At 75.5% G+C, this 19,057-nt stretch carries 14 protein-coding genes and 1 pseudogene; 7 read left to right on the forward strand and 8 right to left on the reverse strand.

The window, feature by feature from the left end; translation table 11 throughout:
- Positions 1-137: 137 nt before the first annotated feature.
- The 4 genes and pseudogenes from VSR01_RS11425 (at position 138) to VSR01_RS11440 (ending at position 6,658) form a co-directional block, all read left to right on the forward strand.
- Positions 138-1,600 (forward strand): annotated as a pseudogene (locus tag VSR01_RS11425) (FGGY family carbohydrate kinase).
- Positions 1,601-1,840: 240 nt separating this feature from the next.
- Positions 1,841-3,577, forward strand: coding sequence for an ABC transporter ATP-binding protein (locus tag VSR01_RS11430; protein ID WP_326449149.1), 1,737 nt, complete (start codon positions 1,841-1,843; stop codon positions 3,575-3,577).
- A gap of 143 nt (positions 3,578-3,720) precedes the next feature.
- Positions 3,721-5,637 carry an ABC transporter ATP-binding protein gene (locus VSR01_RS11435; RefSeq protein WP_326453597.1) on the forward strand — a complete coding sequence of 639 codons (1,917 nt, stop codon included), beginning with the start codon at positions 3,721-3,723 and terminating at the stop codon, positions 5,635-5,637.
- A 73-nt stretch (positions 5,638-5,710) separates the two neighbouring features.
- The gene (locus VSR01_RS11440; RefSeq protein WP_326449150.1) at positions 5,711-6,658 is read left to right on the forward strand and encodes a DUF3048 domain-containing protein; all 948 of its coding nucleotides are present in this window, start codon (positions 5,711-5,713) and stop codon (positions 6,656-6,658) included.
- Here the strand turns inward: VSR01_RS11440 and VSR01_RS11445 are convergent.
- From VSR01_RS11445 to VSR01_RS11460, 4 genes are all read right to left on the reverse strand, one after another.
- Positions 6,646-7,755 (reverse strand): RNA polymerase sigma factor, encoded by a 1,110-nt coding sequence (locus VSR01_RS11445; protein ID WP_326449151.1) that lies wholly within the window; start codon positions 7,753-7,755, stop codon positions 6,646-6,648. The two genes, VSR01_RS11440 and VSR01_RS11445, sit on opposite strands and share 13 nt — an antisense overlap.
- Before the next feature lie 288 nt (positions 7,756-8,043).
- Positions 8,044-10,071 carry a DNA primase gene (dnaG, locus tag VSR01_RS11450; RefSeq protein WP_326449152.1) on the reverse strand — a complete coding sequence of 676 codons (2,028 nt, stop codon included), beginning with the start codon at positions 10,069-10,071 and terminating at the stop codon, positions 8,044-8,046.
- Positions 10,072-10,154: 83 nt separating this feature from the next.
- Complete coding sequence (locus tag VSR01_RS11455; protein WP_326449153.1) at positions 10,155-10,616, reverse strand: GNAT family N-acetyltransferase; 462 nt, start codon at positions 10,614-10,616, stop codon at positions 10,155-10,157.
- Positions 10,617-10,704: 88 nt separating this feature from the next.
- On the reverse strand, positions 10,705-11,967 hold the full coding sequence (locus VSR01_RS11460) for an NAD(P)/FAD-dependent oxidoreductase (protein WP_326449154.1): 1,263 nt from the start codon (positions 11,965-11,967) through the stop codon (positions 10,705-10,707).
- Positions 11,968-12,134: 167 nt separating this feature from the next.
- On the opposite strand from VSR01_RS11460, the gene VSR01_RS11465 reads away from it, so the two are divergent.
- Positions 12,135-13,499, forward strand: coding sequence for a deoxyguanosinetriphosphate triphosphohydrolase (locus VSR01_RS11465; RefSeq protein WP_326449155.1), 1,365 nt, complete (start codon positions 12,135-12,137; stop codon positions 13,497-13,499).
- Positions 13,500-14,015: 516 nt separating this feature from the next.
- Here VSR01_RS11465 and VSR01_RS11470 read toward each other — a convergent pair.
- Positions 14,016-15,002, reverse strand: a complete 987-nt coding sequence (locus tag VSR01_RS11470) for a sirohydrochlorin chelatase (protein ID WP_442785438.1) — start codon at positions 15,000-15,002, stop codon at positions 14,016-14,018.
- Positions 15,003-15,245: 243 nt separating this feature from the next.
- Positions 15,246-15,677: a gamma-glutamylcyclotransferase family protein gene (locus VSR01_RS11475; RefSeq protein ID WP_326449156.1), complete on the reverse strand. Its 432-nt coding sequence runs from the start codon at positions 15,675-15,677 to the stop codon at positions 15,246-15,248.
- 338 nt (positions 15,678-16,015) lie between these two features.
- Here VSR01_RS11475 and VSR01_RS11480 point away from each other — a divergent pair, with 338 nt between their 5' ends.
- Both VSR01_RS11480 and VSR01_RS11485 read left to right on the forward strand, forming a co-directional pair.
- Positions 16,016-16,729 (forward strand): SanA/YdcF family protein, encoded by a 714-nt coding sequence (locus tag VSR01_RS11480; RefSeq protein ID WP_442785663.1) that lies wholly within the window; start codon positions 16,016-16,018, stop codon positions 16,727-16,729.
- Between the two features lie 168 nt (positions 16,730-16,897).
- Complete coding sequence (locus tag VSR01_RS11485) at positions 16,898-17,515, forward strand: hypothetical protein (RefSeq protein WP_326449157.1); 618 nt, start codon at positions 16,898-16,900, stop codon at positions 17,513-17,515.
- On the opposite strand, the gene VSR01_RS11490 is transcribed toward VSR01_RS11485, so the two are convergent.
- Positions 17,502-17,990 (reverse strand): OsmC family protein, encoded by a 489-nt coding sequence (locus VSR01_RS11490; protein ID WP_326449158.1) that lies wholly within the window; start codon positions 17,988-17,990, stop codon positions 17,502-17,504. The two genes, VSR01_RS11485 and VSR01_RS11490, sit on opposite strands and share 14 nt — an antisense overlap.
- Positions 17,991-18,127: 137 nt before the next feature.
- On the reverse strand, positions 18,128-18,799 hold the full coding sequence (locus VSR01_RS11495) for a cysteine hydrolase family protein (protein WP_326449159.1): 672 nt from the start codon (positions 18,797-18,799) through the stop codon (positions 18,128-18,130).
- Positions 18,800-19,057 lie beyond the last annotated feature (258 nt).

Below are 19,057 nucleotides of genomic sequence, written 5' to 3' on the forward strand. Positions count from 1 at the left end.
GGCTCGACCCCGACCCCCCTCCGGGACCCGGTCGCCGACCGGGCCCCGCCCCCGGGCGCCGGGCGCCGATCGCCCGACCTGACGTCCGCATCCGCTTCCGCACGCGCGGCACGCCCGCCGTGCGGCATCATCACGGCATGGGGAAAGTCGCCGGAATAGACAGCTCGACCACAGGCACCACCATCGTCGTGTGCGACACCGACAGCGGCGCGGTGCTCAAGCAGGGGCACGCCCCGCACCCGCTGGGGGACGGGGAGAAGCACACCGAGCTCGACCCGCAGGCCTGGCTGCTGTCGCTGGGCGAGGCGGCGGCCGGCGGTGTGCTGGAGGGCGTGCAGGCCATCGGCATCTCCGGGCAGCAGCAGGGCCTGCTCGCCCTGGACGCCGGCGGCGTGACCGTGCGCCCCGCGCTGCTGCGCGGCGACAAGCGCGCCCAGGTGCAGGCCGCCGACCTCGCCGACGAGCTGGGCGGCCCGGCCGCCTGGGCGGAGGCGGTCGGCACGGTGCCGCAGTCCGGCCACCCGGTGGCCAAGCTGCGCTGGCTGGCGCAGCACGAGCCGGCCGCGGCCAAGCGCGTCGCGCAGGTGATGCTGCCGCACGACTGGCTGGTCTGGCAGCTGCTGGGCCTGGCCTGCGCCGCACCACCGACCGCGGCGACGCCTCCGGCACCGGCTACTGGTCGGCGGCGACCGGCGCGTACCGCACCGACCTGGTGGAGCTGGCGCTCGGCCACCAGGTGCAGCTGCCGGACGTGCTCGCGCCCGCCGAGCCGGCCGGGCAGACCCCCGAGGGCCTGCTCATCTCCGCGGGCACCGGCGACACGATGGCCGCCGCGCTGGGCCTGGGCCTCGGCCCGGGGGACGCGGTGGTCTCCCTCGGCGCCGGCGGCACGGTCTTCGCCGTGCACCACGAGGCGCTCGGCGACCCCACCGGCACGATCACCGGGTACGCCGACGCCACCGGCAACCACCTGCCGCTGGTCCAGGTGCGCAACGCCGTACGGACCCTGCGCGGCGCCGCCGAGCTGCTCGGCACCGACCTCGCGGGCCTCTCGGAGCTGGCGCTGCGGTCCACGCCGGGGGCGTACGGCCTGGTGCTGCTGCCCTATCTGGAGGGCGAGCGGACCCCCGACCTGCCGCACACCGCGGGCACGCTGGCCGGGCTGCGGCGCGAGTCGATGAAGCCGGAGCACCTGGCGCGGGCGGCCTTCGAGGGCATGCTGTGCGCGCTGACCGACGCGCTGGACGTGCTGCGCGACAAGGGCGTGCCGGTGCACCGGGTGTTCCTGCTGGGCGCGGCGGCCGAGCTGCCCGCGGTGCAGGCGATCGCGCCGGCGCTGTTCGGCACGCTGGTGGCGGTGCCGCCCCCGGGCGAGTACGCGGCGCTGGGCGCGGCCCGGCAGGCGGCGTGGTCGCTGGGCGCGGTGCTGGGGTCGCGGGCGCAGGACGAGCTGCCGCCGTGGCGCCAGGCGGCGGTGCGGCTGCTGGAGCCGGGCGACGAGGCGGCGGTCGGCACGGCGGTGCGCCAGCAGTTCCGCGCGGTGCGCGACCACACCCACCCCGGAGCCTTCGACAGCCTGCGCGCGCCCCGCCCCGCCTGACCGCGGGCGCTGCCCCCGCGCTGGCCGACCGACGCTTCGACGATATATCGTCGACGTGTCGCGAGCAGTCATGCCCGCGGCGACAAAACCCCTGCGCCCCAGTCGCCCCGGAGAGTAAGGTGCCTGGGCTCAACCCACCGGCCGAACCGCGCGTCCTCCATCGGTGAGGCGTCCACGCCACACTCAGCTTCGCTGCCGGAGCAGACCCCCCGCAGCCACCGCAGACCCGAGGAATTCAGTGTGCTGATCCGACTCCTGCGCTCCCATCTGCGCCCGTACCGGCGGCCCATCGGCCTGCTCGTGCTGCTGCAGCTCGTGCAGACCATCGCCGCCCTGTTCCTGCCCACCCTCAACGCCGACATCATCGACAACGGCGTGGTCAAGGGCGACAGCGGCTACATCGTCGGCATGGGCGCCACCATGCTGGGCGTCACCGTCGTCCAGGTGTGCTGCGCCGTCGGCGCGGTCTACTTCGGCGCCCGCACCGCCATGGCCGTCGGCCGGGACATCCGCACCTCGGTCTTCGCCACCGTGCAGAGCTTCTCCGCCCGCGAGGTCGGCCAGTTCGGCGCGCCCTCGCTGATCACCCGCACCACCAACGACGTCCAGCAGGTGCAGATGCTGGTGCTGATGACCTTCACCATGATGGTCTCGGCGCCGATCATGTGCGTCGGCGGCATCATCATGGCACTCGGCCAGGACGTCCCGCTGTCCTCGCTGCTGCTGGCCGTGGTGCCGGTGCTGGGCATCGCGGTGAGCCTGATCGTACGGAAGATGCGGCCGCTGTTCCGCACCATGCAGAAGCGCATCGACACCGTGAACCGGGTGCTGCGCGAGCAGATCACCGGCATCCGCGTGATCCGCGCCTTCGTCAAGGACGACTACGAGCAGCGGCGGTTCGGCGTCGCCAACGACGAGGTGACCGCGGTGTCGCTGGCCACCGGCCGGCTGATGGCGCTGATGTTCCCCACCGTCATGGCGATCGTGAACCTCTCCAGCGTCGCCGTGCTGTGGTTCGGCGCGCACCGCATCGACAGCGGCGGCATGCAGGTCGGCGCGCTGACCGCGTTCCTCAGCTATCTGATGCAGATCCTGATGTCGGTGATGATGGCCACCTTCATGTTCATGATGGTGCCGCGCGCCGAGGTGTCCGCCGAGCGCATCCAGGAGGTGCTGACCACCGAGTCCAGCGTGGTGCCGCCCACCGCGCCGGTGACGACGCTGCGCCGGCACGGCGAACTGGAGCTGTTCGACGTGGACTTCGCCTACCCCGGCGCCGAGGCCGCGGTGCTGCGCGGGGTCGACATGGTCGCCAGGCCCGGCGAGACCACCGCGGTGATCGGCTCCACCGGCAGCGGCAAGTCCACCCTGCTCGGGCTGATTCCCCGGCTGTACGACGCGACCGGCGGCCGGGTGCTGGTCGACGGCGAGGACGTCACCGAGATCGCCCCCGAACTGCTCGCCCGGACCGTCGGCCTGGTGCCGCAGAAGCCGTACCTCTTCTCCGGCACGGTCGCCTCCAACCTCCGCTACGGCAACCCCGACGCCACCGACGAGGAGCTGTGGCACGCCCTGGAGGTCGCGCAGGCCCGCGACTTCGTCAGCGCCCTCGAAGGCGGCCTGGACGCGCCGATCGCGCAGGGCGGCTCCAACGTCTCCGGCGGCCAGCGGCAGCGGCTGGCGATCGCCCGCGCGCTGGTGCGCCGCCCGGAGATCTACCTGTTCGACGACTCCTTCTCCGCGCTGGACTACGCCACCGACGCGGCGCTGCGGCGCGCGCTGGCCGCGGAGACCGCGCAGGCGACGGTGGTGATCGTCGCCCAGCGGGTGTCCACCATCCGCGACGCCGACCGGATCGTGGTCCTGGACGAGGGCCGCGTCGTCGGCACCGGGACCCACGCGGAACTGATGCAGACCAACGAGACGTACCGGGAGATCGTGTTGTCCCAGCTGACCGAGCAGGAGGCCGCGGCGTGAGCGACGACGCACCCGCTCCGGGCGGCGGAAAGCCCGGCCCCGGAGGCCAGGGGCCCGGAGGCCAGGGACCCGGCGGCAAGGGGCCCGGCGGCACGCCCGGCCCCGGCAGACCCGCCGCGCCCACCCGCCGCGGCCCCGCCCCGATGGCCGGCCCGGCCCGCTTCATGAGCGGCGGCCCGATCGAGAAGTCGATGGACTTCAAGGGCTCGCTCAGGCGCCTGATCGGCCTGATGCGGCCGGACCGCTACTGGCTCTACGCGGTCCTCGCGCTCGGCACGTGCAGCGTGGCGCTGACGGTGACCGGACCGCGCATCCTCGGCCACGCCACCGACCTGATCTTCGCCGGCGTGATCGGCCGGCAGATCCACGGCGCCTCCAAGGACCAGGCGCTGGACTACCTGCGGGCGCACGGCAAGGGCGGCGTCGCCGACATGCTCTCCGGCATCGACTTCACGCCCGGCCAGGGCATGGACTTCGACGCCATCCGCAACGTGCTGCTGCTGGCGCTGGCGGTCTACCTGGGCGCCGCGGTGGTCAGCGTCTTCCAGATGCGGCTGGCCACCAAGGTCATCAACCGCGCGGTGTACCGGCTGCGCGGCGAGGTCGAGGCCAAGCTGTCCCGGCTGCCGCTGTCGTACTTCGACCAGCAGCCGCGCGGCGAGGTGCTCAGCCGCGCCACCAACGACATCGACAACATCGGCCAGACCATGCAGCAGACGATGGGCCAGCTGGTGAACTCGCTGCTGACCATCCTCGGCGTGCTGGCCATGATGTTCTGGATCTCCTGGCTGCTGGCGCTGGTGGCACTGGTCACCGTGCCGGTCACGATGCTGGTGGCGACCCGGGTCGGCAAGCGCGCGCAGCCGCAGTTCGTGCAGCAGTGGAAGACCACCGGCACGCTCAACGCGCACATCGAGGAGATGTACACCGGCCACTCGCTGGTGAAGGTCTTCGGCCGCGCCGAGGAGTCCGAGGAGATCTTCCGCAAGGAGAACGAGGCGCTGTTCCGCTCCGGCTTCCGCGCCCAGTTCATCTCCGGCACCATCCAGCCGCTGATGATGTTCATCGGCAACCTCAACTACGTGCTGGTCGCGGTGGTCGGCGGGCTGCGGGTGGCCTCCGGCGCGCTGTCGATCGGCGACGTGCAGGCGTTCATCCAGTACTCGCGGCAGTTCAGCCAGCCGCTGACGCAGGTCGCGAGCATGTCCAACCTGATCCAGTCCGGCGTCGCCTCGGCCGAGCGGGTCTTCGAACTCCTCGACGCCGACGAGCAGTCCGCCGAGCCCAAGGCCCCGGCCCGCCCGGCCGAGCTGACCGGGCGCGTCGCGCTGGAGGGCGTCAGCTTCCGCTACGACCCGGACAAGCCGCTGATCGACGACCTGTCGCTGAAGGTCGAGCCGGGCCACACCGTGGCCATCGTCGGCCCGACCGGCGCGGGCAAGACCACCCTGGTCAACCTGCTGATGCGGTTCTACGAGGTGGACGACGGCCGGATCACCCTGGACGGCGTGGACGTGGCCGCGATGTCCCGCGAGGAGCTGCGCGCCGCGATCGGCATGGTGCTCCAGGACACCTGGCTGTTCGGCGGCACCATCGCGGAGAACATCGGCTACGGCCACGAGGACGCCACCCGCGAGCAGATCGAGGAGGCGGCCAGGGCCGCGCACGCCGACCGCTTCATCCGCACCCTGCCCGACGGCTACGACACCGTCATCGACGACGAGGGCAGCGGGGTCAGCGCCGGCGAGAAGCAGCTGATCACCATCGCCCGCGCGTTCCTGTCCGACCCGGTGATCCTGGTCCTGGACGAGGCGACCAGCTCGGTGGACACCCGCACCGAGGTGCTGATCCAGCGGGCGATGGCCAAGCTCAGCCACGGCCGCACCAGCTTCGTCATCGCGCACCGGCTCTCCACCATCCGGGACGCGGACGTGATCCTGGTGATGGAGTCCGGCTCCATCGTCGAGCAGGGCACCCACGACGAGCTGCTGGCGGCGCAGGGCGCGTACGCCCGGCTGTACGCGGCGCAGTTCGCGCAGGCGGTGGCGGAGGTGGACTGACCGGCGGGCGCGGGCGCGGTCCGGCGGACCGGCCGGCGGATACGGGGGCGGTCCGCCGGGGCACACTGAGGTCATGGACATGCGGCGGGCGCGGGCGGCGGTCACGGGCACGGCGGCGGTCCTCGCGCTGCTGCTCGCCTCGGCGTGCACGGACAAGGGCGGCGGCGCGAGCCCGACCGCGCCGCCCTCCTCCTCCCGCTCGGTGCTCACCGGCGAACCGGGCGGCGCGGGCCGGGTGCTGGCCGTGAAGATCGACAACGTCGGCCCGGCCCGCCCGGCCACCGGCCTGGACGACGCCGACCTGGTGTACGCCATCGAGGTCGAGGGCGGCCTGTCCCGGCTGATGGCGGTCTTCGACACGCACCGGCTGCCCGCGGTGGTCGGCCCGGTGCGCAGCGCCCGCGAGACCGATCTACAGCTCCTGGCCGCCTACGACCGGCCCGCGCTGGCCTTCTCCGGCGCGCAGAGCAAGCTGCTCCCGGTGCTCAGGTCCGACGCGGACCTCGTCCCGGTCACCGGCACCGGCGCGTTCTTCCGCCGCCAGGACCGGCCCGCCCCGCACAACGAGTACCTGCGCACCAAGGGGGTGGCCGACCGGGCCGGGACGGCGGCCGACATCGGCCTGCGGTTCGCCGCGGCGGTCCCGCCCGGCGGGCGCGCCGGGACGAGGGCCTCGGCGTCGATGCCCTCGGCGCGGTTCTCCTTCGCCTGGGACGGCACGCGCTACCGCGTCTCCATGGACGGCGTGCGCTCGCCGTGGACCGCGGACAACGTGATCGTGCAGCACGTGACCGTCAAGGAGTCGCGCTTCCACAGCCGCACCGGCTTCGTGCCGTTCTCGCAGACCGTCGGCAGCGGGACGGCCGAGGTGCTGCGCGACGGCCGCTCGTACGCCGCCCGCTGGAACCGCCCCGGCGAGGACGACGGCACCGCGTACACCGTCGGCGGACGGACGCTGCCGCTGCACCCGGGCCGGACGTGGATCGTGCTGGAGCCGGCGGCGGGGAGTCAGTCGAGGTAGCCGCGCAGCTGGTCGGCGAAGGCGTGGTCGCGGAGCTTGCCGAGCGTCTTGGACTCGATCTGGCGGATGCGCTCGCGGGTGACGCCGAACATCCGGCCGATCTCCTCCAGGGTGCGCGCCCGGCCGTCGACCAGCCCGTAGCGCAGCTGCACCACCCGGCGCTCGCGCTCGCCCAGCGTGGACAGCACCGCCTCCAGGTGTTCGCGCAGCAGCAGGAACGCCGCGGACTCCACCGGCGAGGCCGCGTCGCCGTCCTCGATCAGGTCGCCGAGCGCGACGTCCTCCTCCTCGCCGACCGGCGCGTGCAGCGACACCGGCTCCTGGGCCAGCCGCAGCACCTCGCTCACGCGCTCCGGGGTCAGCTCCAGCCGGGCGGCGACCTCCTCGGTGGTCGGCTCGGTGCCGCGCTCCTGCAGCAGGCTGCGCTGCGTCCGCACCACCCGGTTGATCAGCTCGACCACGTGCACCGGCACCCGTATGGTGCGGGCCTGGTCGGCCAGCGCCCGCGACATCGCCTGGCGGATCCACCAGGTCGCGTACGTGGAGAACTTGTAGCCGCGCGCGTAGTCGAACTTCTCCACCGCGCGGATCAGTCCGAGGTTGCCCTCCTGGACCAGGTCGAGCATGGTCAGGCCGCGTCCGACGTATCGTTTCGCCACCGAGACCACCAGCCGCAGGTTCGCCTCGATCAGGCGGCGCTTGGCCATCCGGCCGAGCACCACCAGCCGGTCCAGGTCCACCGCGAGCTGCGAGTCCTGCGAGTCCAGGTCGGGGAACGCGGCGAGCTTCTCCTCCGCGAACAGCCCGGCCTCGACCCGGCGCGCGAGGTCCACCTCCTCCTCGGCGGTGAGCAGCGGGACGCGGCCGATCTCGCGCAGATACTGGCGGAACAGGTCCGCGGTGGGGCCGGCGGAGGACTGGGCGCGCTGCTCGGGGACCCGCGGCAGCGGGTCGTCGGCGGCGCCGTCGAGGACGTCGGGAACGTCCGGGATATCCGGGACATCCGGGACGTCGGCGCCGCCCGCGTCGTCCTGGGCCGCCGGCAGGGCCGGGAGGGCGACCGGTGCGGGTGCGTGGATCTGTGTGGGCGTCTGCACGGAAGTGACCTCCGCGGTGAGCGCGACGTGTGGCTCGCGAAGGGGCGTCGCGCGACGCGCGGGCGCGGCTCCGGGCCGTCACCCAGTGTGGCCCACGAGGCGGCCCCGCCCCTAGGGTCGTGCGCCCCCTTTTTCACACCACGTCACCACCCGCGTCCGCCCGGTGACGCAGGAGGGCCGGCACAGGAGCCTGGCACAGGAGCCTGCCGCAGATGCCCTGGCACAGGAGCCTGCCGCAGATGCCCTGACGCAGGGGTCCTGACGCAGCGGGCCCGCGACGCAGGTCGCCTACAGTGCCGCCGCGCCCTGGACCCGCAGCCGCTGGCCGTACTGCTGCAGCGCCCACAGCTCGCCCTGCGTCGCGGTCATCTCCGGCGCGTCCGCGCGCACGCCCTGCGCCGCCAGCCGGGCCTGGTGGGCCAGCACCTGCGCGACCCGCCGCTCGACCGCGAGCATCCGCACCCGGACCAGCACCTCGCCCGCGTACAGCTCGGGAATTTTGTGCATCACCGGCTCGACGGCCAGCTCGGTGACCATCATCCGCACGGTGTCGTCCGGCGCGGCCTCCCGGACCCGGGTGAGGTACTCCGCGTCGGCCTGCTCGACCCCGCCGGCCGCCGCGATCACCCGGCGCACCGCGGCGTACGGGGGACCGGTGAACTCGTCCTCGCCGTACGCGTCGAAGGCCGGGGAGACCAGCTGCGGGTACTGCAGCGCCATCTTCAGCAGCTCGCGCTCCACCCGGTGGGCCGGGCTGCGCAGGTCCAGCCGGGGGCCGCGGGGCGGCTGGGGTCCGCCCTGGCCGCCGTGACCGCCCGGCCCGGACGGCTGCCCGGGACCGTAGCCGCCGGGACCCGCGCCCGGACCGCGGCCAGGGCCGCCGGGACCGTAGCCGGGGCCCGGCCCGTAGCCGCCGCCCGGACCGCCGCGGCCGGGCCCGCCGGCCCGCACTGGCTCGCCACGGCCGGCGCCGCCGGCCGCCCGGGCCCGGGACATCGCCCGCACCCGGCGGATGATCGACTGCTCCTCGGCCTGACTGGCGATCCCCGCCATGCCGACCAGCCGGATCGCGTAACGGTCGCGCAGCGCCTGGTTCTTGATCGCGGCCACCACCGGGACCGCCGCGTCCACCGCGGCGACCCGGCCCTCGTCGGTGTCCAGGTTGTAGCGCGAGACGATCGAGCGCAGCGCGAACGCGAACAGCGGGGTGCGGCCGTCGATCAGCCGCTGCACCGCCGCGTCGCCCTCGGCCAGCCGCAGCTCGCACGGGTCCATGCCGCCCGGCGTGATCGCGATCGACGTCTCGGCGGCGAACTTCTGGTCGTCCTCGAACGCCCGCAGCGCCGCCTTCTGCCCGGCCTCGTCGCCGTCGAAGGTGAACACCACCTCCGCGCCGGAGTTGTCCATCAGCAGCCGGCGCAGGATCTTGATGTGGTCGCCGCCGAAGGAGGTGCCGCAGGTGGCGATGGCGGTGGTCACCCCGGCCAGGTGGCAGGCCATCACGTCGGTGTAGCCCTCGACCACCACCGCGCGGCCGGTCCGCGCGATCTCCTTCTTCGCCAGGTCGATCCCGTACAGCACCTGCGACTTGCGGTAGAGCGGCGTCTCGGAGGTGTTCAGGTACTTCGGCCCCTGGTCGTCCTCGCGCAGCTTGCGCGCGCCGAAGCCGACGACCTCGCCGGTGATGTCGCGGATCGGCCAGATCAGCCGGCCGCGGAACCGGTCGATCGCGCCGCCGCGACGGCTCTCCGAGGCCAGGCCCGCGGTGATCAACTCCTTGTCGGAGAAGCCCTTCCCGCGCAGATACCGCACCAGGTGGTCCCGGCCAGGCGCGTACCCCACCGCGAAGTGCTCGGCCGCGGCCTGGTCGAAGCCCCGCCCGGCCAGGAACCGCCGCCCGATCTCGGCCTCGGCGGAGGCCAGTTGCTCCTGGTAGAACTGCGCGGCCACCCGGTGCGCCTCGACCAGCCGGATGCGCTCCCCCTGCTGCCGCCCCGGTACGTGGCTGCCCTCCTCGTACCGCAGCGTGATCCCGGCCTGCCCCGCCAGCCGCTCCACCGCCTCGGTGAACGACAGGTGGTCCACCTTCATCACGAACGCGAGCGTGTCCCCGCCCTCGCCGCAGCCGAAACAGTGATAGAGGCCCTTGCTCGGGCTGACCTGGAAGGAGGGGGACTTCTCGTCGTGGAAGGGGCACAGGCCCTTGAGGTTGCCGCCGCCGGCGTTCTTGAGCTGGAGATATTCGGAGACGACCGCGTCGATGGGGACGGCGTCGCGTACCGCTTTCACGTCTTCGTCCCTGATCCGCCCGGCCACGGGGGAAGTCTACGGCGCGCGGCGGACAGGGCGGCCGGGGCCGGGCCCGGCGGCCGGGCGGGCGTGCGGAGGGCGGCAGCGGCTCAGCCGAGGTCCTTGGTGACGAAGACGTAGTGCGGGCCGCTGGGCTCCAGGACGAACTCCTCGCCGATCGCGGTGAAGCCCTGGTGCTCGTAGAAGCCGGCCGCCGAGGTGCGGCCGTTGCACCACGCCAGCTGCGCGCCGCGGGCCGCGCACTCGGCCAGGCCCGCGCGCAGCGCCGCCGCGCCGAAGCCCCGGCCGCGCACCTCGGGCGCGGTGCCCATGCCGCGGAACCGGTACGCGACGGCGCCCGCCTCGCCGGGCAGCTCGTCCGGGAAGAAGGTGACGCAGCCGCGCACGGCGCCGTCGGCGTCGTACGCGGCCACGTGGAAGGCGTCGTCGCGGGCGTCCTCCGGGTAGACCGCGGTCTCCCGCGGCAGCCCGGTGCGCAGCACCGCCCAGCGCAGCGCGAATATCTCCTCGACGGGCACGACGGCGGTGCGGACGGGGGCGGAGCCGGGCATGTGCGCAAGTCCTCTTCCTGGGCGTTCGGTGGGGCGGCCGGGCGTCCGGGGGCCGACCGGGCGGCCGGCCGTGCTGCCGTCCGGCCGCTCAGTCCAGGAACGAGGCTAGCGGGACGGAGGGGTCGGACAGCGCGTCGGGGTCGACCGGGCGGCCGGAGCGGATGAGCTGCTGGATCTGCTCGGTGACGTCCCACACGTTGACGTTCATCCCGGCCAGCACCCGCCCCTGGTGCAGCCAGAACGCGATGAACTGCCGCTTGCCGACGTCGCCGCGGCACACCACCTGGTCGTAGGTGCCGGGCGCGGCGTGCCCGGAGAACTCCATGCCCAGGTCGTACTGGTCGGAGAAGAAGTACGGCACCCGGTCGTACGTCACCGGCCGGCCGAGCATGGCGCGGGCGGCGGCCGGCCCGCCGTTCAGGGCGTTCGCCCAGTGCTCGACGCGCAGCCGGATGCCCAGCAGCGGGTGCTCGGCGCTGGCGACGTCGCCGGCGGCGTAGATGTCCGGGTCGGAGGTGCGCAGCTCGGCGTCCACCGCGATGCCGCCGCCCTGCTCGCGCGCGGCCAGGGTGAGGCCGGCGACCTCGGCGAGCGCGGTGCGCGGCGCGGCGCCGATCGCGGCGAGCACGTCGTGCGCGGGGTGCTCCTCGCCGTCGTCGGTGCGGGCGGCCAGGACCATGCCGTCCTGGCCGGTGATCTCGGTGAGCCGGGCGCCGAAGTGGAAACGGACTCCGTGTTCGGCGTGCAGGTCGGTGAAGACCGCGCCCAGCTCCGGGCCGAGCACCGCGTGCAGCGGCGTGGCCTCGGGCTCGACGACAGTCACCTCGGCGCCGTAGCCGCGGGCCGCGGCGGCGACCTCCAGGCCGATCCAGCCGGCGCCGGCGATCACCAGGTGGCCGTTCTCCCGGCCGAGGCTGGTCAGCACGTGCTTGAGCCGCTCGGCGTGGGCGAGCCGGCGCAGGTGGTGCACACCGGCCAGGTCGGTGCCGGGGATGTCGAGCCGGCGCGGCTCGGAGCCGGTGGCGAGCAGCAGTTTGTCGTACTGCAGCGTGGTGCCGTCGCCCAGCCGTACGGTCTTGGCGACGCGGTCCAGGTGCACCACGGGCTGGCCGAGGTGGAGTTCGATGTCGTGCTCGGCGTACCAGCCGTTGTGCTGGACGAACACCGACTCCCTGTCGGCGCTGCCGGTGAGGAAGCCCTTGGACAGCGGTGGGCGTTCGTAGGGGTGGTCGCGTTCGTCGCCGATCAGTATCACCCGGCCGGTGAATCCCTCGGAGCGGAGCGTCTCGGCGGCTTTCGCCCCGGCCAGCCCTGCTCCGACGATCACGAAGGTCTGGTGCGCGTCCACCACAGTTGCCTCCCCGGCGGGTCGTTCGGTGCTTCGAGCGTCCCGCACGGGGAGCCGCACCGGAAGAGCGCCGCGCCGTTTTCCCCCGTTCACCTGGTCCGGGGCCGCTCGGCGGGCCGGCGGGCCGGTGTGCGGCGTCATGTGCGCCGCGGGGCGGTTACGGTCGGGGTATGGACGTTGGGGACGGCGCGGCCGGGGCGGGGGCGGCACACACCGGGGCGCACGGCGAGGCGCGGACCGAGGCGCGGACCGAGGCGTACGCCGGGACGTACCCCGAGTCGTACGGCCCGTATCTCGCGGGCGACATGGAGCGCTACGTGCCCGAGCCCGACAAGCGCCCCGGCCGTACCGCCTTCCAGCGCGACCGGGCCCGCGTGCTGCACTCCGCCGCCCTGCGGCGCCTGGCCGGCAAGACGCAGGTCGTGGACCCGGTCACGCCCGAGAACGCCGCCGGCGACACCAGCCCCCGCACCCGGCTGACGCACTCGCTGGAGTGCGCCCAGGTCGGGCGCGAGCTGGGCGCCGCGCTGGGCTGCGACCCCGACCTGGTCGAGACCGCCTGCCTCGCGCACGACCTGGGCCACCCGCCGTTCGGGCACAACGGCGAGATGGTGCTCGCCGAGTTCGCCGCGGACTGCGGCGGCTTCGAGGGCAACGCGCAGAGCCTGCGGCTGCTCACCCGGATCGAGCCGAAGCGGTTCGCCTCGCCCGAGGTGAGCGTGGGGCTCAACCTCACCCGCGCCGCGCTCGACGCCGCCACCAAGTACCCGTGGCCCCGCGGCCGCCACCCGACCGTGCCGGGCAGCCCCAAGTTCGGCGCGTACGAGGACGACCTGCCGGTGTTCCGCTGGCTGCGCGAGGGCGCGCCCGAGGGGCGGCAGTGCTTCGAGGCGCAGGTCATGGACTGGTCGGACGATGTCGCCTACTCCGTGCACGACGTGGAGGACGGCCTGAAGGCCGGGCACATCGACCCGCGCGCGCTGCGGTCCCCGGCCGAGCGGGCCGACGTCTTCGCCTGCGCCGCCGCGCGCTACGCCCCCGCCGACGCCGAGCCCGAGGAGCTCGCCGAGGCCCTGGACCGGCTGGTCGGCCAGCCCTGGTGGCCGCGCCGCTACGACGGCTCGGCGCAGGACCAGGCGGGCCTGAAGGACGCGGCGTCGCAGCTCATCGGGAGGTTCTGCCTGGCGGCCGAGGGCGCGACGCGCGAGCGGTACGGGTCCGCGCGGCTCACCCGCTACCGCGCCGAGCTGGTCGTGCCGCGCGCGCAGCGCCTGGAGTGCGCGGTGCTCAAGGCGGTCGCCGACCGGTACGTGATGCAGCGCGCCGCCCAGGCACGGCGGCGCGCCGAGCAGCGCGTCGTCATCGGCGAGCTGGCCCAGGCGCTGCTGGAGCGCGCGCCGTACGGGCTCGATCCGCAGTTCCGCGCGGTGTTCCTGGCGGCCGGCGACGACGCGGGGCGGCGGCGGGCGGTGGTCGACCAGATCGCGTCGCTGACGGACGCGGCGGCCACGGCCCTGCACACGCGCCTCGCCTGACGCGGGGAGCCCGCGCCCGCCTCACTTGACGCCGTGTCCCGCAGTGGCCTCGCCTGACGCGGGGGCTCCCGCGCCCCGCCTCCCCCTCACGCGGGGGGGCGTCGCGCCCCGCCTCCCCCTGACGCGGGGGCGTCGCGCGCCCGCCTCACCGACACGGGGGGGCGCCGCGCTCAACTGCCGCGCGAGGGGTCCTCCCGGGCTGCACGGCGGTCCGAGGCTGCGGGGTTGTCCGACGCTGCGGTGCCGTCCGAGGCCCTGCGGCGGTCCGAGGCCGCGGTGCCGTCCCAGACCGCGCGGTGCCCGACTGCGCGCGGCCGTCCGAAGCTGCGGTGCGGCCCGGGGCCGCGCGGGCCGTCCCAGGTCGCGTGGCGGTCCGAGGCCGCGGGGTTGTCCGACGCTGCGGTGCGGTCCGGGGCCGCGCGGGCCGTCCCAGGCCCCGCGGCCGTCCCAGGCCGCGCGGTGCCCGGGCTGCGCGGTGCCCCGGCTGCGCCGAGGCCGCCGGCGCCGAGGCGTGGCTCATGCGCGTGACGCGGCAGGGCGGCGGGTCGGGAAGGGCGGGGGCAGGGGCGAGGACGGGCCCGGGGCCGGGGTCGACGCGGCGTCGTAGCGGTGGAGGACCAGCCGGGCCACGGCCTCGTGGGCGCCGAGCGGCGCGGACGCGAGGTCGGGGGCCGCGGCGGCGCACTGCGTGGCGAAGCGGCCGGGCGCGGTGAAGTAGGAGGCGACGGCGATCCGCCGGGCGCCGCGCGCGCGGAGGCCGGCCACGGCGTCGGCCACGGTGGGGGCCGCCGCCGAGGCGTACGCGGGGACGACCGGCGCCCCGCCGAGCCGGCGCGACAGCAGCGCCGCCGCCCGCCGCGTGTCCACCGCGGCGTCCGGATCGCGCGAGCCCGCCGCCGCCAGGACCACCGGGTCTCCCGCGCGCCGTCCCGCCTCCGCGAGCCGCGCGGCCAGCGCCTCGGCCAGCAGCGGATCGGGGCCCAGCGGCGGCGCGACGATCCCGCGCAGCCCCGGCTCCGCGGCGAGCGCGGCCGGCAGGTCGACCTTGACGTGGTGGCCGCGCCCGAGCAGCAGCGGCACGAGGACGACGTCGAGGGGGGCGCCGAGGGGGGCGCCGAGTGCGTCGAAGGGGGCGAGGACGTCGCGAGGGCCATGAGCGCCACGCGCGCCATCAGCGCCGGACACGTCCGGGCCGCCGCGTCGCCCGGGAGTGCCGGGGCTGCCGAGAGCCGCCGCGCGGGCGGACAGGCCCCGGACCTCCCGGGCCGGGCGGACTGCCCCGGCCGCGCGGGCCTGCCACGCCGCCAGGGCCGCCTGCCCGACGCCGACCGCGCCGGCCGCCGCGCGCTCCCCCGCGATCCCCGCCAGCGTCGCCCCCAGCAGCGGCTCGTTCAGCTCCACGTGCCCGAGCCGTACGTCCAGGCCGGGACGCAGCGCGCGGACCCGCGCCACGAGCGCGGTGACGGTCGCCAGGGCCCGCGGATCGCGGCTCCCGTGCGCCACCGCCACCAGCACCGGGGCGCGGCCGGCCGGGAGCGCGGGCAGCGCACGCGCGGACGCCGGCGCGGGACACGCCGGCACCGATTGCGTCGGCGCTCGATGCGCCGACGCCGGCCCGGCGCCGGATGGGCCGGTCCCGGATGCGTCGGTGCCGGATGCCTCGCTGCGGGATACGTCATGGGGACGATCGTCCGCGCACGCCGTTGCGCCGCGGTTGCCGCGCGGTAAGGGCGGGTGACGGGCGGCTCACAGGCCGTGCCGCGCCGCGGTGAGCCAGTCGCCGCCGGCGATGGGGCGGCCCTCGGCGCGCAGTTCGTCGGCCAGCGGCCCGTTGGCGAGGTAGACCCACGCCTCGGCCGGCCCGCGCTCGGTGGTGACGGTGCGGCGCTCGCGCTCGTAGAGGTTCCCGGGGTCGCCGGGGGTGTACGTCTCCAGCCGGTCGAGGTCGGCGAGCACCCGCGGGTAGACGTCGGCGGCGACGCGTACGAGGTCGCCGTGCACGACCGCCGCGCCGAGCGGGTCGGCGACGGCGAACGGGTAGCCGGGTCCGGGGTAGAGCAGCGCGCCGGGCAGCCGCGCGGGCGTCCAGGACAGGGTGCGCCCGGCCAGCAGCGCGTGGTTGCGCTGCCCGCGGCGCAGCGTCCCGTACACGAAGAACGGCAGCCGGGCCTCGGTCACGGGGTCCTCCGGGGGCGGGGTCGGCGGGTCGGAAGGCGGGGCGCCGTCGCGTACGGGCCCGGGTCCGCGCGGACGGGCCCGGTCCATGGTCTCGCGCGACGGGCTCCGGCGTGATGCGTACGGGGGCAACCGGCGGCGGTCCCCGGCGCGTCGGTGTCGTTGGCGGGGGTGCAACGGCCGGACGGCGGGAGGGGCGGCGCGTGGGGAATGCGGGACGGGACGCCGGGCGGTGGCGGCTGAGCCGGCTGGGCCGGCTGGGCCGGCTGAGCCCGTGGCTGCGTGGGCGGCTGCGGCCCGCCTCGCCCGCGGGGAGGGCGCCGAGGGCGCCGCGGCTGGAGCTGGAACCGCGGGCGCTGCCCCGGCTCGCCCTGCCGCGGACCGTGCCCGAGCGGCGGCGCGCCCTGCGCTGGGCGGTGGCCCTGTGCGTGCTCGCGCTGCTGCCCGCGACCTGGGTGCGGCTGGCCGGCGGCGACCGGGTGCATTCGGAGGCGGACGTGCCCGCGGAGCCGGTGGCCGTCGTCTTCGGCGCGGGCCTGGACGGCGACCGGCCGTCGCCGTACCTGGCGCACCGGCTGGACGCGGCGGTCCGCCTGTACGAGGCGGGGAAGGTCCGGGTGCTGCTGGTGACCGGTGACAACAGCCGGGTGTCGTACGACGAGCCGGGCGCGATGCGCGCCTACCTGACCGCGCACGGCGTGCCGCGCGGGCGGGTGGTCGTGGACGACGCCGGGTTCGACACCTGGGACTCCTGCGACCGGGCCCGCCGGATCTTCGGCGTGCGCCACGCGGTGCTGGTCAGCCAGGGATTCCACATCCGCAGGGCGCTCGCGCTGTGCGCCGCCGCGGGCATCGACGCCTACGGGGTCGGCGTCGGCGAGAAGCACGACGCGACCTGGTACGCCTCCGGCGCCCGCGAGGTCCTGGCGGCCGGCAAGGCGGCCTTCGACGCGGCGGTCCGCCCCGACCCGCGCTTCCTGGGTCCGCACGAGAGCGGTGTGACGCGCGCGCTGGAAGCCCCGGGGAGTACGCCCGGTGCGCCCGGCGGACGTTGAGGGGCGGGACCGAGCGGGTGCGGGCGCCCGGCGCTCGATGCGGGGTGGACGTCCGGCAGGGGCGAAGGGAGAGTGGACGTCGTGGAATTCTTCCGGGAGTTCGAACCCCCGGCGCCGCGTCCGCGGATGAGGCGGGCGCCCCGGAGGGCGTGGCACCAACCGGACAACATGATGCCGTCCGCGGTCCCCGCGCAGGCGCTGCTGCTGCGGACGCCCGGCGCGGCAGTGTGGCTGGGCCTGGTGCGGGCGTACCCGAACGGCTTCGAGTGCACGCTGCGGGTCCTGCGCCGCGGCGGGGACGCGGAGGACGAGGTGCGGCCGGGGTTCCGCCGGGACCCCGACCCCTTCGCGAACGGGCTGCGGCTGGGCGTCGGCTACCCGGACGGCAGGCGCGGCGTGGCGGGCGACCGCCTGCGGCAGGCGCAGGCGCTCCAGGACGCCGACGAGGAGACGCTGCGGGTCCTGCCGGCGAGCGCGGGCGGGAACATGGCGCGCTGGGACGCGGAACTGTGGATCACGCCGCTGCCGCCGGCCGGGCCGGTCACGGTGGTGGCGGTGTGGCCCGAGGTCGGCATTGCCGACGAACAGCACGCCGTGCTGGACGGCACGCAGATCCGCGCGGCGGGTGAGCGTGCCGTGCCGCTGTGGCCGGAGGAGGGGCTCGCCGAGGACGCACCGGCGGTGTCGGTGCGCGCGCTCGTGGTGGACGGGGACGGTCCGGCCGACGACGCGGGGGCTGAGGGCGAGACGTCTGGCGGCGGGGCGGGCGGTGTCACGCGGGGGTGACGGTGATCGTCGGCTCGTGGTCCACCGGGAAGTCGACCGAGTTCGCGATGAAGCACAGGCGGTGGGCCCGCTCGTGGAGGGTCCGCGCCTTCTCGGCCATCTCGGGGGACGCCACGGTGACCTCCGGGCGCAGCAGAGCGCGGGTGAAGTGGCCGCCGCCGTCCGGGGTCTCCTCCATCGTGCCGGTGGCGCGGTCGGTGTAGGCGGTGACGACGACGCCGCTGATCGCGCACACGTGCAGGTAGGAGAGCATGTGGCACTGCGAGAGCGAGGCGAGCAGCAGCTGCTCGGGGTTCCAGCGGTCGGCGTCGCCGTGGAAGTGGGGGTCGGCCGAGCCCGGGATGGCGGGCGCGCCACCGGGCGTGGCGGCGATCTCGTGGGTGCGCCGGTAGGAGCGGTAGGTGGCGGTCCCCTCCCCCGCGTTCCCGGTCCACACGACCTCGGTCTCGTAGGTGTGCGCGCGCGCTGACGCCATTCGCGATCCCTCCTCCTGCTCCGGCCTGCCCGCGCCCGCCGGCCTGCCTCCGTCTGCTGCCGGTGCAACCCTGCCAGACGCCGGCCGCCGCGCCCGGCCGGGCCCGCGCCGCGGCAGCCGCGTCGCGCCGGCGAGGGTCAGCGCCCGGTCAGCTCCCTGAGGGTGGTCACCGTGGCGAAGCGGCCGGCCAGGGCGTAGCGGGTGCGTTCGATCACCTCGGCGGGCTGGAGGGTGCGGGGGTCGGCGAGCACCTCGGCGAGCGGCCGGCCGGCGGGCGCGTCGGGGTGCGCGATGGGCTCGGTGGCGCACGCGTCGAGCACGACCGTGGCCTCGTAGCCGAGGTCGGAGGCGAGCCGGGAGGTGGTCTCGACGCACTGCTCGGTGCGCACGCCGCAGGTGATCACCGCGCGCACGCCGTGCGCCGTGAGGATCTGCTGCAGGTTGGTGGTGGTGAACGCGTTGTGCGAGGTCTTGGTCAACAGCGGTTCGCCCTCGGCGGGTTCGAGCCCGTCCATCAGCCGTACGTGGCCGAGCGCGGGGTCGAAGACGGTGCCGGAGCCCGGCTCCGCGTGCAGCACCCACACCACGAGGTGGCCGCTGTCACGGGCGTGGGCGACCAGGGCGGCCACCGCGGTGGCGACCTCGGGGTCGGACGCGGCCCGCCAGCTCTCCCGCTGCCGGAAGGACTCCTGGACGTCGATGACGAGCAGCGCGGTACGGGGGCCGGAGGCGTCGGGGGTGCCCGGGGCGTGCGGGGCGGGCGAAGCGTCCGGCGCGTCCGGCGCGGGCTGCGGAGTGGTGGTGGTCATGCCCCGATCCTGGCCGGTGGGCGCGCGTGCGCACAGGCACGATCGGGTCCGGGTGCGGAACGATCGGGACACGGCAGGCGCGGGGCGGCGGGGGGCGGGGCCGGCGCGGGGCACGGGAGGCGGGTCCGGCGCGGGGCGCGAGCGGGCGGGTCCGGCGCGGGAGGGCTGGTCCGTGCGCGCCGCACACGCTCACACCCGCCGCCGTGCGGCGATGAGCGCACCGTTGCCGCCGGGAAACGGCGGGGATGCGGCCGGGAA

The organism is Actinacidiphila sp. DG2A-62 (assembly GCF_035825295.1).
GTDB lineage: Bacteria > Actinomycetota > Actinomycetes > Streptomycetales > Streptomycetaceae > Actinacidiphila.

Excerpts from the sequence above, each read along its gene's own strand:
- VSR01_RS11455 (WP_326449153.1), bottom strand. The coding sequence starts at position 10,616 with ATGCCCGGCTCCGCCCCCGTCCGCACCGCCGTCGTGCCCGTCGAGGAG.
- VSR01_RS11490 (WP_326449158.1), bottom strand. The coding sequence starts at position 17,990 with ATGGCGTCAGCGCGCGCGCACACCTACGAGACCGAGGTCGTGTGGACC.
- VSR01_RS11440 (WP_326449150.1), top strand. The coding sequence starts at position 5,711 with ATGGACATGCGGCGGGCGCGGGCGGCGGTCACGGGCACGGCGGCGGTC.
- VSR01_RS11465 (WP_326449155.1), top strand. The coding sequence starts at position 12,135 with ATGGACGTTGGGGACGGCGCGGCCGGGGCGGGGGCGGCACACACCGGG.
- VSR01_RS11435 (WP_326453597.1), top strand. The coding sequence starts at position 3,721 with ATGGCCGGCCCGGCCCGCTTCATGAGCGGCGGCCCGATCGAGAAGTCG.
- VSR01_RS11485 (WP_326449157.1), top strand. The coding sequence starts at position 16,898 with ATGATGCCGTCCGCGGTCCCCGCGCAGGCGCTGCTGCTGCGGACGCCC.
- VSR01_RS11495 (WP_326449159.1), bottom strand. The coding sequence starts at position 18,799 with ATGACCACCACCACTCCGCAGCCCGCGCCGGACGCGCCGGACGCTTCG.